The organism is Bacteroides sp. HPS0048, assembly GCF_964240755.1.
In the GTDB taxonomy this organism is placed as follows: Bacteria; Bacteroidota; Bacteroidia; order Bacteroidales; family Bacteroidaceae; genus Bacteroides; species Bacteroides nordii.
Map to the genome: position 1 here is coordinate 149833 of NZ_CAXSVC010000002.1, position 15843 is coordinate 165675.

16 protein-coding genes are annotated in these 15843 nt (G+C 51.0%); 15 read left to right on the forward strand and 1 reads right to left on the reverse strand.

Annotated elements, in window-relative coordinates; all coding sequences use genetic code 11:
* Window positions 1-119: 119 nt before the first annotated feature.
* Entirely contained in the window at window positions 120-542 is a 423-nt protein-coding gene (locus tag ACESQI_RS01970) for a dihydrofolate reductase family protein (RefSeq protein WP_004291474.1), read from the reverse strand.
* A gap of 379 nt (window positions 543-921) precedes the next feature.
* On the opposite strand from ACESQI_RS01970, the gene ACESQI_RS01975 reads away from it, so the two are divergent.
* The 15 genes from ACESQI_RS01975 (at window position 922) to ACESQI_RS02045 (ending at window position 15842) form a co-directional block, all read left to right on the forward strand.
* Window positions 922-2067, forward strand: a complete 1146-nt coding sequence (locus ACESQI_RS01975) for a site-specific integrase (protein ID WP_004320429.1) — start codon at window positions 922-924, stop codon at window positions 2065-2067.
* 199 nt (window positions 2068-2266) lie between these two features.
* Window positions 2267-2971, forward strand: coding sequence for a hypothetical protein (locus ACESQI_RS01980; RefSeq protein ID WP_005679961.1), 705 nt, complete (start codon window positions 2267-2269; stop codon window positions 2969-2971).
* Between the two features lie 179 nt (window positions 2972-3150).
* The gene (locus ACESQI_RS01985; RefSeq protein ID WP_004320431.1) at window positions 3151-3546 is read left to right on the forward strand and encodes a helix-turn-helix domain-containing protein; all 396 of its coding nucleotides are present in this window, start codon (window positions 3151-3153) and stop codon (window positions 3544-3546) included.
* Window positions 3524-4624, forward strand: coding sequence for an AAA family ATPase (locus ACESQI_RS01990; RefSeq protein ID WP_007487638.1), 1101 nt, complete (start codon window positions 3524-3526; stop codon window positions 4622-4624). The genes ACESQI_RS01985 and ACESQI_RS01990 overlap by 23 nt, the downstream gene beginning before the upstream one ends.
* A 102-nt stretch (window positions 4625-4726) precedes the next feature.
* Window positions 4727-5614, forward strand: coding sequence for a toprim domain-containing protein (locus ACESQI_RS01995; protein ID WP_004320436.1), 888 nt, complete (start codon window positions 4727-4729; stop codon window positions 5612-5614).
* A gap of 243 nt (window positions 5615-5857) precedes the next feature.
* Entirely contained in the window at window positions 5858-6301 is a 444-nt protein-coding gene (locus ACESQI_RS02000) for a hypothetical protein (protein ID WP_004320438.1), read from the forward strand.
* Between the two features lies 1 nt (window position 6302).
* Window positions 6303-6629, forward strand: coding sequence for a DUF4134 domain-containing protein (locus ACESQI_RS02005; protein ID WP_005679963.1), 327 nt, complete (start codon window positions 6303-6305; stop codon window positions 6627-6629).
* Between the two features lie 54 nt (window positions 6630-6683).
* A complete protein-coding gene (locus tag ACESQI_RS02010) occupies window positions 6684-7061 on the forward strand; it encodes a DUF4134 domain-containing protein (RefSeq protein WP_004320444.1) in 378 nt (125 codons plus the stop codon).
* A gap of 15 nt (window positions 7062-7076) precedes the next feature.
* A complete protein-coding gene (locus ACESQI_RS02015) occupies window positions 7077-7373 on the forward strand; it encodes a DUF4133 domain-containing protein (protein ID WP_004320446.1) in 297 nt (98 codons plus the stop codon).
* Between the two features lie 111 nt (window positions 7374-7484).
* The gene (locus ACESQI_RS02020; RefSeq protein WP_004320448.1) at window positions 7485-10193 is read left to right on the forward strand and encodes a hypothetical protein; all 2709 of its coding nucleotides are present in this window, start codon (window positions 7485-7487) and stop codon (window positions 10191-10193) included.
* An 11-nt stretch (window positions 10194-10204) separates the two neighbouring features.
* A complete protein-coding gene (locus ACESQI_RS02025; protein WP_004320450.1) occupies window positions 10205-12751 on the forward strand; it encodes a hypothetical protein in 2547 nt (848 codons plus the stop codon).
* Window positions 12748-13473 (forward strand): hypothetical protein, encoded by a 726-nt coding sequence (locus ACESQI_RS02030; RefSeq protein WP_065538531.1) that lies wholly within the window; start codon window positions 12748-12750, stop codon window positions 13471-13473. The genes ACESQI_RS02025 and ACESQI_RS02030 overlap by 4 nt, the downstream gene beginning before the upstream one ends.
* A gap of 18 nt (window positions 13474-13491) precedes the next feature.
* Complete coding sequence (locus ACESQI_RS02035; protein ID WP_004320453.1) at window positions 13492-14259, forward strand: DUF5045 domain-containing protein; 768 nt, start codon at window positions 13492-13494, stop codon at window positions 14257-14259.
* Window positions 14260-14271: 12 nt separating this feature from the next.
* Window positions 14272-15405, forward strand: a complete 1134-nt coding sequence (locus ACESQI_RS02040; RefSeq protein WP_008645383.1) for a membrane protein — start codon at window positions 14272-14274, stop codon at window positions 15403-15405.
* 41 nt (window positions 15406-15446) lie between these two features.
* The gene (locus ACESQI_RS02045) at window positions 15447-15842 is read left to right on the forward strand and encodes a hypothetical protein (protein WP_004320474.1); all 396 of its coding nucleotides are present in this window, start codon (window positions 15447-15449) and stop codon (window positions 15840-15842) included.
* Window position 15843 lies beyond the last annotated feature (1 nt).

Here is a 15843-nt window from a genome sequence, read left to right on the forward strand (position 1 = left end):
AGAGGTATAAAATTCAGTATTTTTTCACAAGGACAAATTATCTCCGACTTAAATTGTTTGTAATCGGAACATTTATTCTATTCCTGAAAATAGAAATGTATGCTTGCCGCACATTTTGGCTATCTTGCTTTTTTATCAAGGATATAGATAATGCGACATACACCGTTGGGATAGCTTTTCAAAGAGGAAAGCGTCCAGTGTTGCTCTGGCAGAGCCGACTTAAAAAAATGTCGTCCGCTTCCGGATATGAAAGGAACGGTGTATAGTATGATTTCATCCACAGCGTGCATCCGCAGCAGTCCGTTTATATAGTCTGCCGTGTCCGGTGTGGCTTCCGCGAGGTAACGGATGTTTGTGCAGTCTTTTCTCCATTCGTGCAGCATTGAAATGGAATAGTCCGGTGTCACACGGTAAAAGGCTTTCTTCCTGATTTCATCAAGACCGCAACGGTCAAGGCACAAATCCTGATGTGCTTTATCATATAACTCTGAAGAAAGACATCCGTCCATCGTCAGTACGGCGAGAATCTGAACTTTACCCATAATCGTTTCCTTTCGTTAGGCAAGGGTAAAAAAGTAGCGTGCAATTCACACTACCTTCAAGCGATGGCTCTGGTAAAGCCTTTACGGAGAGTACGTGAATGCACGCTATGCGTAAGCATAGCATAAGCATCACGCAATCGTCTCCGTAGTTCCAATTTACCAGATTTACGCATTATATGTATAGAATGAAAACAACATCCAATAAATTGATAACAAATATCCTGTAAATCAAAGTTTTATAATCTTATTTTTATTTTCGGTTGTTTTCAGTACTTTCAGTAGATTGGCTCTTGTTTGGTGCAATTTTGTTTCTCATTTGTTTCTCAAATTCGATACTTATTCGTATATTTGCAGTAGAAAAAATGAGAAAGGAATCCCTATGGCACGAGTTAAGAATCATACAAAAGTCAAAGAGCCAATTCGTCTTCGGATGAAGTCGCTGAGCAATGGCAGCAAGAGCCTGTATCTGGATATATACCGCGACGGAAAGCGGACATATGAATACCTCAAGATGTATATTATCCCGGAAACGGATAGCAACTCCCGCAGGCAGAATCAGACGACAATGGACGCCGCCAATGCCATCAAGTCGAAGCGTATTATCGAACTGACCAGTAATGAGGCCGGGATTGTATTCCGTAAGGACAAGACTTTCCTGCTGGATTGGATGCAGGTTTATATGGAGGCTCAAGAGAGTGCCGGTAAGAAAGATGGCAGTCAAATCAAGATTGCCATGCGCATACTGAAAGACTATGCCGGAGAAATGGTCACACTGGATCAGATTGACGGGGACTTTTGTCGTGGCTACATCACTTATCTGCTGACGGAATATCATCCGAAAGGCAAGGACATATCGAACTACACGCTTCACAATTATTACCGTGCGTTGAACGGTGCGTTGAACTCTGCCGTCAGGAAGAAAAAGATGAAGGCCAACCCTTTCAACGAACTTGAGAAGTCGGAGAAAATCCGCAAGCCGGAGAGTATGCGGTCGTACATGACCATCGAAGAGGTACAGGCGTTGATTGACACTCCTATGCCCCACGAGGAATACGAGATTGTAAAATGCGCATATCTGTTCTCCTGCTTTTGCGGATTACGCATCAGCGATATAATCAAGCTGAAATGGAATGACGTGTTCGTTGACAGGGGACAGTACCGTTTGGCCGTGTCCATGAAAAAGACCAAAGAGCCTATTTACCTGCCCCTCTCTCCTGAAGCGTTGAAGTGGATGCCGGAACGTGGGGGCAAATCATCAGAAGATAATGTGTTCGACCTGCCGTCCGCCAATACAATCAGAATGCAGCTCAAACCTTGGGCGAAAGCAGCCGGAATCTCCAAGCGGTTCTCCTACCACACCAGTCGCCATACGTTTGCCACCATGATGCTGACGCTCGGAGCGGACTTATATACTGTCTCGAAGCTGCTCGGCCATGCCGATGTGAAAATGACACAGGTGTATGCCAAGATTATCAATAAGAAAAAGGACGAGGCTGTGAATCTTGTAAACGGTTTGTTTCACTAATTGAAGGCATTCTGTGGTCCATGTCTAATTTACAAACATATATTTACGGCATTTCTCCGGTTGTAAATGCAACCGAAGTTAATGCTTCCATCACATATTATAAACTCAAAAAGGTAAATCGACATGAAAAGACCTGAAGACGGCCTTCTCTCTTTTTGGAGGGAGCCAACACCTGCAGCACTTCGCTGCGGACAAGGATGTGGCGAATGAACTTTTCGCCCTGCTTACCGAAGCAAAAACAGTTTATCTCCACGATGTTGTGTTGGGTGGTAAACAGTACCACCGCTATGTGGACGATTTCGTAAACGGACACCGGTACATAGACTGTGACCATGCGGCCTGCCGGAACTGCCACGAAATGAACATCCACATTGTCAAGGGGCTGCTGACCGAGTGCGCCAGTTCCGTCCAGCCCTGCTTTGCCGCACCGGATTTCACGTTTAATGAGTGCATGAAGTTGAAACGGATGTATGACACCTCGGAATCGTTGTCTCCGCTTGGTCCGCCCCGTATCAACCGACCTGCGGCTCTCTCTCTTTCTTTTGGTTGTAATTTTACCCCGGAACAGATGAAAAGTATAGTGGCTTGCGCCAATACTTATCATCTGTTCTGTGTTTCTGTACGCATTGAAGACATGGAGGCTCTCTTCGCCTGCAAGAAGGGCTTTTCCATCCGCGTGAACAATATCCGCCGTGTGGTAATCCTGTTCGATGCGCTTCTTGAAAACTCGTTCATCCAATCTCGGTGGCAGAATGTTCTCGGCAAGGGCGCATTCCTGCAGTCCAAGGACGGGACACGCTCCGTTTCGGTGTCAACCCTGTCTTCCGCGCTGTCATCCATCAAGAACAACATGACATCGGTCGCATACAGCATCCGAAAGGTCATTGATCGGCTGAAAGAATGACAGAAAGTGACAAGAAGCGAAGTATGTGAAAGGTAAAAGCATGAGAGTTACAATGACACGTGCATAGTATCATTCCCCAAATCACGGCATCTTCGTTTACAGGACATACCTTTGACCTCCGTTAGCGCGCTGCATAACGGAGGTTTCATCTCCATTGTCAAAAATCAAACTGTGTTATTATGCCGAATAGAATGACATTCATGGAGCGGATGAGCGGACGGCTCGCCGCCATCGAATCGGTACTGAAGAAATTGGAACCGGTCGAAAGTCTCTTGGAGCGTATTACGCTGCTGGAAAATACCATCTTCACGACCAAGAGAGTTTTCACATTTCAGGAAGCCTGCATGTATATCGGGGTTTCTGAAAGTATGCTGTACAAGCTCACATCGAGCAAGGAGATACCGCACTACAAACCGCGCGGTAAAATGGTTTATTTCGCCAAGGAGGAATTGGACGAATGGCTGTTGCAGAATTATGAACCTACCATGAACGAGGCAGTGCGCAGGGTGACGGAAGCCGCCGCCACAGAACCGTTCCTTAACAAGAGACGCTATGGAAAACGAAAGAAGGATTGACCGCACAACCAGCATGGGGATGGATGAACACCGCCTGTCGGACATCCTCCATGCCTCGCAAATCAAGGCGACGGACATTTATGAGACCCCTCCGCAAATCATCTGGATAGATAACTCAACGATTGCCACGCTCGGCAATTTCAGTGCATCGACTGGCAAGGCGAAATCGAAAAAGACGTTCAACGTCTCTGCGCTTGTCGCCGCATCATTGGCGGGGAAACAAGTATTGAACTACCGTGCACATCTGCCCGAAGGCAAACAGCGTATTCTGTACGTCGATACGGAACAGAGCCGTTTCCATTGCCGCTCGGTATTGGAGCGTATATTGCGGCTGGCCGGGTTGCCCACGACGACCGATCCGGAGAATCTCGATTTTTTCTGCCTGCGTGAATATTCGCCGTCGGTGCGTATCGAGGTCATCGACTATGCGCTGCGCCAACAGAAAGGCTACGGACTGGTCATCATCGACGGCATTCGCGACCTGATGCTCGACATCAATAATGCCGGTGAATCGGTGGAAGTCATCAACCGGATGATGGAATGGTCTTCGAGATACGACCTGCACATCCACTGTGTGCTTCATTTGAACAAAGGGGACAACAACGTGCGCGGACATATCGGAACGGAGATGAGCAACAAGGCGGAGACCGTGCTGGTCATCAGCAAGAGTAACGAGAATCCCGGCATCAGCGAAGTCCATGCGCTCCATATCCGGGAAAAAGAGTTCAAGCCGTTTGCATTTACCATCAATGAAACAGGACTGCCCGTCATTGCGGAAGTACACTCGTTTGGCGAGCCCCCGAAGCCCAAGGCAAGAACGGGGTTTACGGAACTGAGCATCGAACAGCACCGCGAAGCTCTCTCTGCCGCATTCGGGGAAAAGCCCATCCGGGGATTCGACAACCTGCTGCAGAGCCTGATGGTCTCCTACGAGGCAATCGGGTTCAAACGCGGCCGGAGTGTCATGATAAAACTGATGCAATACCTGATAGACAACCTCAAGCTCATCATCAAACGGGACAAGTTGTTCTATTACGACATGACGCCTACCGAGGCCATGCTTTTTGATGAAGAATGAAGTCGTGCGCGGGCTTATATCATTTAGTTTACTTTAGTATTTATATATATAGGGGAAAAACTAAACTAAACCTTTTTTTGAAATCAAGTGAAAGAAAAATAGATGACCATAGCAGAAGCAAAACAAGTACGCATCGTGGATTTTCTGGCACAGCTCGGCCACCATGCACAGCATATAAAATCGGAACAATACTGGTACTTCTCACCGTTACGGAACGAGCGTACCCCGTCGTTCAAGGTGAATGACCGAATCAATGAATGGTACGATTTCGGCGAGGCGACCGGCGGCGACCTGGTGGAACTGGCAAAATACATTTGCCGGACGGACTGCGTGAGCGAGGCACTGGCGTATATCGAGAGGCTTGTGAATGGCGCATCACTACCGAGAACCCGTATGCCGACCGCTCCACCCCGACCGGTGGAGGCTGAAATGAAAGACGTGATCGTGATTCCACTCCGCCATCACGCCCTGTTCTCTTACCTCCAATCTCGGCTTATCGACGCGGACATCGGCCGTATGTATTGCAAGGAGGTGCATTATGAACTGCGAGGCCGTCATTATTTCGCTCTCGCATTCGGCAATACCTCCGGTGGTTACGAGGTGCGCAACGCCTATTACAAGGGATGCCTGAACAACAAGGACATCTCATTGATAAGACATCTGACAGAAGAGACACAGGAAAATGTCTGTGTTTTCGAGGGCTTCATGGATTTCCTTTCCTATATGACACTGAAACTGGCAGGCGACCGAACGGTCTGTCTTGCCATGCCATGCGACTACCTCGTGATGAACTCGGTAAACAACTTGAAAAAGACGCTGGCACGTTTACAGGAATATTCGGTCATCCACTGTTATCTCGACAATGACCTTGCCGGGCAGAGAACCACAGAGACCATTGCCGGGATGTATGATGGACGTGTCAGCGATGAATCCTGCCACTATGCGGAATACAAAGACCTGAACGATTACCTGCGCGGAAAGAAACGCTGATATTCAGTGTTCTCCTTTGCCACCTAAAGCTCTCCACCACGAGAGCTTTTTTTATGCCCCGATTTCTCCATTTCCCTCCATAGAGACTGCAATATAGTACGATTTAATAGTTCGATTTTTGGAAATTACATAAATCTCATTAACGAAATAGATGTTTAATGCTCAATTATTTTATGGTTTTATATTTCGTGCGTTTCTTTGCAAAATCATACTAATACAAATTTTAATATTCATACTAAATACATGAACTCATATTTCATTTTTGCCATCGTCCTGACGGTTGCCTACATCATTTACTACGCCGTCATCATAGCGCATGACATCTACGGGAAAAAGGGGACGGACAAACCGAACGAGGAAGTTTTCGACCTCGGCGCACCGGAAGAGGAAGAGAGTGTGGCTGTCACGGAAAGCGAGACCGGCTTCAGTATCGGTAGCGAGAACTACGAGACGGAAAGTACGGCTACCTCTTCCGAAACATCCCTTGAGGATGTCAAGGACAAACCGGGAACGGCGCAGGAGAAACTGGAACGGCTGAAGGCCGAGGCGGAGGAACAGATGGAAGAGACCACGCCTTACCTGTCGGACGCACGCACGTCGGAGGAGATGTACAAGGCTATGATTTCCAAGGGACGGTTAGACAACCGACCGGAAATAAAGTGGAACCCAATTCAAGACCGGTTGTGAGATGTCGAAAGCTAAAAAGATTCTATGTGCGCTGTGCCTCCCGTTCCCCTACACGACTTTTGCCAAAAGCGGCAGCGTGAACTATAGCTGGGGAGCGGATGCGTTGGCCACGATGCACGACTTCGTGGTGACGATGATGCTCTATGTCCAGTATATCTGTTGCGCTATCGCCGGAGTTTACGTCATCGTGTCCGTCTGTCAGATATACATCAAGATGAACACGGGCGAGGACGGCATCACCAAGTCGATAATGACGCTTGTAGGTGCGTGCCTGTTCCTGATCGGGGCATTCTATGTTTTCCCGGTTTTCTTCGGCTACCGCATATAACCTTACTTGTATCAGGTCGCAGACAAATAAAGTATTCACTAAAAAAGTAAACGTATGTTTCAGAAAACCAAACAACTGTGCCGCAAGGCATTCGGATTCGTCAACGGAATCCCTACCAAAGTAATGATGTTCTCCTTCATGCTGCTGTCCGGCATGGTGGCGAAAGCGCAGAACTCCGCAGGCGACTATTCCGCCGGTACGAGCGCATTATCCACTGTCGCGGAGGAGATTGCCAAGTATGTGCCTATTATGGTGAAATTGTGCTACGCCATTGCCGGCGTTGTGGCCATCGTGGGTGCAATCTCGGTATATATCGCCATGAACAACGAGGAGCAGGACGTCAAGAAGAAGATCATGATGGTCGTGGGAGCCTGTATCTTCCTCATTGCGGCGGCCAAGGCGTTGCCTCTGTTCTTCGGTATTGCCGCTTAAACATCAAGGATAAGTATGAAAGGCAAGGACGAACGCTATCCGGACTACCCGCTGTTCAAGGGACTGCAACGGCCTCTTGAGTTTTTGGGCATCCAAGGCCGGTATATATATTGGGCGGCGGTGACGACGTGCGGAGCCATTGTCGGCTTTGTCGCCGCCTACTGCCTGCTCGGTTTCATTGCCGGGCTTGTCGTGCTGGCAGCCGTCGTATCGGCCGGTATCGTGCTCATCCTCCTCAAACAGCGGAAAGGACTGCATAGCAAGAAGGTCGTTCCGGGTGTGTATGTGTATGCCCACTCGCGCAAGATCTGACGAAAGAAAAACCATCACGGCAATGTGCATGGCTTTATTGATTGTTGAACGCGGGCGGGTTTGTCTTGAAGCAAGGCGAACCTGCCCCTATTTAATTACACGTATATCGAAATGACCCTATACATCATTTTATGTTTTGTCGCTTTGTGCGCGGGTATGGCCTTGTCGGTCTATGCGTTCGGTACGGGCGGCAAGCGCAAGCGAATCTTTCAGGACATCTATTTCTCGGCGGAGGAAACGGACGGTGTGGGTGTGCTGTACACCAAGACCGGCGAATATTCCGCCGTACTTAAGATAGAGAATCCGGTACAGAAATATTCGGCGGACATTGACAGTTACTACGACTTCACACACTTGTTCACCGCCCTTGCGCAGACGTTGGGCGAAGGGTACGCCATCCACAAGCAGGACATCTTCGTCAGGAAACAGTTTGCGAGCGAACCGACTGACGGTCAGGAGTTCCTGTCTTCATCCTATTTTCGTTATTTCAAGGGACGTCCTTACACGGACAGCCTTTGCTACCTGACCATCACGCAAGAGGCGAAGAAAAGCCGTCTGTTCTCGTTCGATAGCAAAAAGTGGCGCGACTTCCTTGTGAAAATCCGTAAAGTACACGACCAGTTACGTGACGGCGGCGTACAGGCCAGATTCCTGAACAAAGCCGAAGCGAGCGAGTACGTCGATCGTTACTTCGCCATGAACTTCAAAGACCGCACCGTGTCGATGACGAACTTCAAGGCGGACGATGAAACCGTGTCGATGGGCGACAAACGCTGCAAGGTGTACAGCCTTGTGGACGTGGACTGTGCCGCACTGCCCTCACAGATACGTCCGTACACGAATATCGAGGTCAACAACACGGAAATGCCCGTCGATTTGGTGTCGGTGGTGGACAGCATCCCGAACGCCGAGACGGTGGTCTATAACCAAATCATCTTCCTGCCCAACCAGAAGCGTGAGCTGTCGCTGCTCGACAAAAAGAAGAACCGCCACGCGAGCATTCCCAATCCGAACAACCAGATGGCGGTCGAGGACATCAAGCGTGTGCAGGAAGTCATCGCCCGTGAGAGCAAGCAACTGGTATATACACACTTCAACATGGTGGTGGCCGTGTCTGCCGGTGCAGACCTGCAAAAGTGTACGAACCACTTGGAAAACGCTTTCGGGCGTATGGGTATCCATATCAGCAAGCGGGCATACAACCAACTGGAACTGTTCGTCGGTTCGTTTCCGGGCAACTGCTACACGCTCAATGAGGAATACGACCGTTTCCTGACCCTTTCCGATGCGGCGATGTGCCTGATGTACAAGGAGCGTGTGCTGCACAGCGAGGAAACGCCGCTGAAGATTTACTACACCGACCGTCAGGGCGTGCCGGTGGCTATCGACATCACGGGAAAAGAGGGAAAGAATAAACTGACTGATAATTCCAATTTTTTCTGTTTGGGGCCTTCGGGCAGCGGCAAGAGTTTTCATATGAACTCGGTCGTGCGCCAGCTCCATGAGCAGGGAACGGATGTGGTGATGGTCGATACGGGGAACTCATACGAGGGACTGTGCGAGTATCTGGGCGGCAAGTATATCTCCTATACCGAGGAACGGCCTATTACGATGAATCCGTTTCGCATCAACCGGGAGGAATACAATATCGAGAAGATAGACTTCCTCAAGAACCTTATCCTGATGATTTGGAAAGGGTCGGACAGCCAGATTCCCGAAATCGAGTTCCGCATTGTCGAGCAGATAATCATAGACTACTATGATGCCTATTTCAACGGATTTACAAGATACACCGACGAGCAACGGGAGGTACTGCTGAAAAACCTGTTTGCGGCGGCCAGCCGAAAGAACCCAAACAAACCACCCAGAGAGGTGGATGAGATGGTGCGCAAACAGATAGAGGTGCTTGAGGCACGGCGGGCGGCTCTCAAAGTGTCGGAACTGAACTTCAACTCATTCTTTGACTACTCATTCGACCGTCTGGAGCAGATCTGCACCGAAAATGACATCACGACAATCAGCTACTCGACCTATTCGACCATGCTGCAGCCGTTCTACAAGGGAGGCGCATATGAGAAGATTCTCAATGAGAATGTGGATTCGGCACTGTTTGACGAGACATTCATCGTCTTTGAAGTGGATGCAATCAAGGAAAACAAGAAACTGTTTCCCATTGTCACACTGATTATCATGGACGTGTTCCTGCAGAAAATGCGCATCAAGAAGACCCGTAAAGTCCTTGTCATCGAAGAGGCGTGGAAGGCCATTGCCAGCCCGCTCATGGCGGAATACATCAAGTTCATGTACAAGACCGCCCGTAAGTTTTGGGCTTCTGTCGGCGTGGTGACGCAGGAGATACAGGACATCATCGGCAGCGAAATCGTGAAGGAGGCCATCATCAACAACTCGGACGTGGTGATGCTGCTTGACCAGAGCAAGTTCAAGGAACGCTTTGACGAAATCCGAAAGATTCTTGGTCTGACCGAGGTGGATTGCAAGAAGATATTTACCATCAACCGCTTGGAGAACAAGGATGGGCGCAGCTTCTTCCGCGAAGTGTTTATCCGTCGGGGGACGACCAGCGGCGTGTACGGCGTGGAAGAGCCGCACGAGTGCTACATGACCTACACGACCGAACGGGCGGAAAAGGAGGCACTGAAGCTTTACAAGAAGGAACTTCGGTGCAGCCATCAGGAAGCTATCGAGGCATATTGCCGGGACTGGGATGCCAGCGGTATCGGGAAGGCCCTGCCTTTTGCACAAAAAGTAAACGAGACGGGGCGTGTGCTCAACCTCCGTCCCGTGCATGAATCCAAATAAACATTGCAGCCATGAAACGACTACTCCTTATCCTGACCATCGCCTCGGTCACACTCTGCCAGACGGTTCACGCCCAGTATTACAGCGTGAACTACGACACCCGTACCGTTGCGGCGATGGTGGCTGCCTTCGGTACGGAAGCGGTCGCCGAAGGGTACTACCGGGAGCAGGTCGATGACGTCCTCAAGCACTACACGGCAGCGGAGGTCGCTACCGCCGGGATATTCGCGGCCAAGTTCTTGGAGCATAAAGCCCTGAGCGACCTCGGCATCTGGAACAGCCGTACGGAAAACTACTACTACCGGCGCATCTACCGGATGGTGGCGGAGAAAATCATGCCCAAGATATGGGTGGTGGCGAAGCAGATGCTCCATTCGCCGCAAACGGCTATCTATTGGGGCAGTTACCTGATGAAAGTCTGCGATGATACCAAAAGTCTGTGTATGCAGTTCGAGAGCGTGGTGACCAACAGCACGCTGACCTTTTCGGACATCGCCTTTCTCGAAATCAATCCGGAAATTGCCCCCTTGCTGAAACTCTCCGAAACGGGAAACATCGACTGGCAGCGGATGATGGACAACTTCGCCCGCATACCGGGCAACTTCACCCACGAGAACCTGAAAAGCGACCTCGACAACCTTTATAACACGGGGGTCGGCCTTGCAACGGCAGGCATTGCCAATCTTGGTGACGCCCTGTTGCAAAGCAGCTCGTTCCATGACCTGCTGGGTGGAAAGGTTGAAGAAATCGGCAACCTGTATGAACACTACGGGAGTCTATTCGAGCAGGCGGAACATGACATCAGCGGCTTGCTGATTGACATGGTGGGTGGTCCGGACAACGTGGCCGGTCTGTTCAACTTCAGCAACTACAACCTCACGGCATGGATGACCGACTACCTGGACGAAGCGATGGGGAACTATTACACGCAGCGGTGGTACATTGCCCGGCGTGACCAAGGGAGCGTATCGCTGTGCGACTACTATCCTCCGACGGACGACAACAGCATCCTGAACGGGGGCGCATGGGTGCGGTTCAACACGAGCGACCCGAATTTCTATCCTGATGCCTCGCAACGGGAACAGGTACTTGCCAACTCGGAAGGATATGCCGGTTGGTCAAGAAACCGCGTGCAGCAGTTGAACAACCAGAACGACGGGTTCAGCTACAGCATCAACTATTGGATGAGTGCCTATATCATCAGCAAGAAAAACAAGCAGACCAAAAAGGCATACGCATACGAAATCCATGTGAGCAAAAACTGGAACAAAGAAGAGGTCGTCTATGAGGAAGTCTTCGATTCCTACTCGATGGACTTGAACACGTTTCGGGCGCAACTGAATGTCCGGCTTGCGGAGTTCAACGAGAACGAGGACGGCTACACCTATTATATATCTTCCGGTGCGCGGAACTATTACCAAGCAACGGACGCAGCCAAATTGAAGGGATGCGAGAGCGTGACCATCAGCGTGACCTGTTCCGACGGGGTTACGCTCGGACAAGGCTCGACACAGTACAAGTGCCGCAAGTGCGGCAGCTCGTTGAATGCCCACACCAAGGAGTGCGCCATGCAGACCTCGGTGACGGAAAACGACCTCGACCTTTCGGAACTGGACGCGCTATTGAACGAGGCGAACAGCCAAGCGGCCAATATTGAAGCGCAAATCGGGGCATTGGAAAACGAGAACGCTGTCCTGCTGAAGAAAATCAGTACGGCGAGCATTGAGGATGCGGCGAATTACCGGCAGCAGTACAACGCGAACAAGACACGGATAGACCGTCTGAAAGGAGAACTCGCGGAATGGAAGAAGAAACAGTCCGACTATGCCCAAGCAAAGTCGGATGCCGCAGACGACAACAGCGTGGCGACGGATGACTATTACCGCATCCCTGCCATCATGCAGGACTGCAAGGCGGCATACGGTCTTACTTGGCAGGACGGCGGAGCATGGAACGGCTACTCGTATGTACGCAAGGCGACCATGCCGAATATCAACGGTATCATCACATTCAGGGCTACGGTCTCCATTGCCCGCAAGCCGAAATATTTTCTCGGCATAAAAATACACCGTACCATTATCCAAATCAAGTGGGAACTCACTTCGGAATATACGGACACACACGTCGCTGACGTGCTGACCCTTGATCCGGGACTTTCGGATGCGGAAAAGGCTAAACTGGTAAACGACCGGATAGCCGAAATCGCCCGTGAACATCCGTCCTGTAAAATCACGACGGAATACGCCCGCAGCGCACCGACGGAAGAAACGCCATCAGGCGACGTGTACCATCTGCTGTGGTCAAGCGACCGCCTTGAGATAGCGCGAGAGGTGGACAGCAGAATCACCAAGATATATGCCGACTTGGTATCGCTGGAAAAGATGATGCACTACAAGCGGAGCATCCTTGACGTGATGAAGGATGTGCAGCCCGGACTGGACACGGACGAAGGCCGTAGGCTGACACTCGTGGAGGAATGCCATGACCGCTGGGTGGAGAATGCACGGACGCTTCGGAGCGGCAACAGCAGGAATAGCAGAAAGGAGGTACGGCCATGAAACGTACCATACAGATTGCCGTCGTGCTGTTCGCCCTGCTGCCCGGTATCGCCAAGGCGCAGTGGACTTTCGATATAGTCTCCGTCGAAGCCTACATCAACGACCACAAGAAGCAGCGCAGCCTGCTGTTGGCTCGTAGCACCTTGGAGCACAGCAACAAGCTGTTGCACGAGTACAGCTGTAAAGAAATTGGGGACTATAAAGAGTTGAATATTGACCTTGACAAATACACCCGTGCGTTCGATGCCATCGACGTCATGTACCAGTCGTTGCGCACGGTGTTGAACGTCAAGAATACCTATACATCGGTCAGCGACCGTATCGGCGACTATAAATCGTTGTTGGAGGATTTCAATGCGAAGATCTTGAAACGTGGACGCATCGAATCCGCAGATACCCTGATTATCTCCATCAATGCGAGGGGGCTGAGGGCGATTGCCCGTGAGGGGGAACAGCTCTACAAGTCCGTGAGCGACCTCGTGCTGTATGCCACCGGAGCGGCAGCCTGCTCGACCTCCGACCTGCTGATGGTGTTGGAGGCCATCAACCGCTCATTGGACAACATCGAGCGGCATCTGAACCGGGCCTATTTCGAGACATGGCGGTACATTCAAGTGCGCATCGGCTATTGGAAAGCAAAGGTATATCGCTCCCGCACCATGCGGGAGATTCTCGATGACGCCTTCGGGCGTTGGCGCGGAGCCGGAAGACTGGATTATTAACGACAAAAAGAGAAGAATATGAACAGAAAACTATTACTCATGGCAGTGGCGGTCACCGTAACGACAGCCGTACACGCACAGTATGTAACGTACAACCATGATTCGCCGAAGCAGAATCAGGTAACGGTCATGGAAACCGGTACGGGCGCACTCTCGCCCGACCTCTATTATTCCGTGCTGCACAACAAATACAAGAAGTCGGCGGCGGCCAAAAACAAGCTCTCGTTCCGCACACTTGCCGGTATCAATCTCTACAACCAGGTGGACGAAGCGGAAGCCATTGATTCGGCTTTGGTCAAGCGGGCGAAGGTCGAGGCGTTGAACGTTGCCGACCGGCAGGCGGACATCGCGTGGCTTGCCGAGGGCGATAAGGTCAGCAGACAGATGGACCGGTTCCGGCGCAACATCGACCGTATTCTCCTGTCCGGCGGTACTCCGGCCGACAAGGAACGGTGGACGGAATACTACCACGTCTATCAGTGCGCCATCAACGCCACGAAAGACGCCTATATGCCAAACGCCCAGCGAAAGAAGGAGTATCTGCGCATCTACGAGGATGTGGCACGGCAGAACGAGATTTTAGTGAGCTACCTCGCCAAGCGTCAGAACGCAACGGCAACAAGCACACTGCTGAACGCAACGGACAACCGTACCCTGCATAAGGGCGGCATTGTCCGCAATGCCATGAGCCGGTGGCAGGAATCACGCCTTGCGGTGCGTGGCTCGCAATCGGGCGGCAACGGAAACGGCGAAGATGACAACGAGAGTGTAAACAGAGGGAAATAAAAAGACAGGGCTATGGCAAACGGAGATATACTTTCGGATTTCGGCATCAACCTGTTGGAGGAGGAAATAGATGATGTCATCTTTCAGACCAACGAGTTTCTGACGGACGCGACTTTTACCGGTGCGCAGGGTCCTTTTTGGTGGATATTGCAGATGTGCATGGCACTCGCGGCACTGTTCTCCATCGTCATGGCGGCAGGTATCGCCTACAAGATGATGGTAAAGCACGAGCCGTTGGACGTTATGAAGCTGTTTAGGCCGCTTGCCGTGTCGATTATCATCTGCTGGTGGTATCCGCCTGCGGACACGGGTATGGCGGGGAGCCGGAACAACTGGTGTTTTCTGGACTTTCTGTCCTACATCCCGAATTGCATCGGGTCGTACACCCATGACCTGTACGAAGCTGAAGCTTCACAGATATCGGACAGGTTCGAGGAAGTTCAACAGCTCATCCATGTGCGTGACACGATGTACACGAACCTGCAGGCGCAGGCGGATGTCGCCCACACGGGCACATCCGATCCCAACCTGATAGAGGCGACAATGGAGCAGACCGGCGTGGACGAAGTGACGAGCATGGAAAAGGATGCGGCGAAGTTGTGGTTCACGTCTTTGACGGCAGGAGTCATCGTGGGGATAGACAAAATCATCATGTTGATTGCTCTCGTGGTGTTCCGAATCGGTTGGTGGGCAACGATTTACTGCCAACAAATCCTGTTGGGAATGCTGACGATTTTCGGACCGATACAGTGGGCGTTCAGCATCCTGCCGAAATGGGAAGGTGCTTGGGCGAAGTGGCTGACACGCTATCTGACGGTGCATTTCTACGGGGCGATGCTCTACTTCGTGGGCTTCTATGTGCTGCTGCTCTTTGACATTGTATTGTGCATCCAAATCGAGAACCTGACGGCGATAACCGCCAGCGAGCAGACGATGGCTGCCTACCTGCAAAACTCGTTCTTCTCGGCAGGCTACCTGATGGCGGCTTCGATTGTAGCCCTCAAGTGCCTGAACCTTGTTCCGGACTTGGCGGCATGGATGATACCGGAGGGCGACACGGCATTCTCTACCCGAAACTTCGGCGAGGGCGTGGCACAGCAGGCGAAGATGACGGCAACCGGAGGGTTGGGCGGCATCATGAGATAATCCGCAAAAGATAATATAAACCCAATAAAAATCATAACAACATGAAATTGCAAGAGAAAATCAAAAGTTGGTGCAAGGATGAGAAATTCATGTCCTTTGCACAGGAACGAGCGAGAAAAGAGGTTTGCGAGGTGACGGAAAACCACCGCATCGACCCGCAGTATGAAGAACTGGACGAAGCCTTCGAGTACGACGACCGGTACATCGCCCCCTTGGTGACGTACCTGACGTACAAGCTGCGTCTTGCCCTGCTGCAGCGGAACGCAGGTAAGCGCAAAAGAGGAATCTGGTGGGTGCTTGTCCACGTGGAGATGCAGGGCTATTACGTGGAGATATTCTCGGCGGAGTTCGAGAATCTTTTGACGGAACTTCGGGATGCGGTCATACCCATGCTGCACACGGAATATGTACAGATGTTGAACGGTAAAAGGGAATAAC

Bases quoted from the DNA above. Each gene is read 5' to 3' on its own strand.
- ACESQI_RS01970 (WP_004291474.1), bottom strand. From the start codon at position 542: ATGGGTAAAGTTCAGATTCTCGCCGTACTGACGATGGACGGATGTCTT.
- ACESQI_RS01975 (WP_004320429.1), top strand. From the start codon at position 922: ATGGCACGAGTTAAGAATCATACAAAAGTCAAAGAGCCAATTCGTCTT.
- ACESQI_RS01985 (WP_004320431.1), top strand. From the start codon at position 3,151: ATGCCGAATAGAATGACATTCATGGAGCGGATGAGCGGACGGCTCGCC.
- ACESQI_RS01990 (WP_007487638.1), top strand. From the start codon at position 3,524: ATGGAAAACGAAAGAAGGATTGACCGCACAACCAGCATGGGGATGGAT.
- ACESQI_RS01995 (WP_004320436.1), top strand. From the start codon at position 4,727: ATGACCATAGCAGAAGCAAAACAAGTACGCATCGTGGATTTTCTGGCA.
- ACESQI_RS02000 (WP_004320438.1), top strand. From the start codon at position 5,858: ATGAACTCATATTTCATTTTTGCCATCGTCCTGACGGTTGCCTACATC.
- ACESQI_RS02005 (WP_005679963.1), top strand. From the start codon at position 6,303: ATGTCGAAAGCTAAAAAGATTCTATGTGCGCTGTGCCTCCCGTTCCCC.
- ACESQI_RS02010 (WP_004320444.1), top strand. From the start codon at position 6,684: ATGTTTCAGAAAACCAAACAACTGTGCCGCAAGGCATTCGGATTCGTC.
- ACESQI_RS02015 (WP_004320446.1), top strand. From the start codon at position 7,077: ATGAAAGGCAAGGACGAACGCTATCCGGACTACCCGCTGTTCAAGGGA.
- ACESQI_RS02020 (WP_004320448.1), top strand. From the start codon at position 7,485: ATGACCCTATACATCATTTTATGTTTTGTCGCTTTGTGCGCGGGTATG.
- ACESQI_RS02025 (WP_004320450.1), top strand. From the start codon at position 10,205: ATGAAACGACTACTCCTTATCCTGACCATCGCCTCGGTCACACTCTGC.
- ACESQI_RS02030 (WP_065538531.1), top strand. From the start codon at position 12,748: ATGAAACGTACCATACAGATTGCCGTCGTGCTGTTCGCCCTGCTGCCC.
- ACESQI_RS02035 (WP_004320453.1), top strand. From the start codon at position 13,492: ATGAACAGAAAACTATTACTCATGGCAGTGGCGGTCACCGTAACGACA.
- ACESQI_RS02040 (WP_008645383.1), top strand. From the start codon at position 14,272: ATGGCAAACGGAGATATACTTTCGGATTTCGGCATCAACCTGTTGGAG.
- ACESQI_RS02045 (WP_004320474.1), top strand. From the start codon at position 15,447: ATGAAATTGCAAGAGAAAATCAAAAGTTGGTGCAAGGATGAGAAATTC.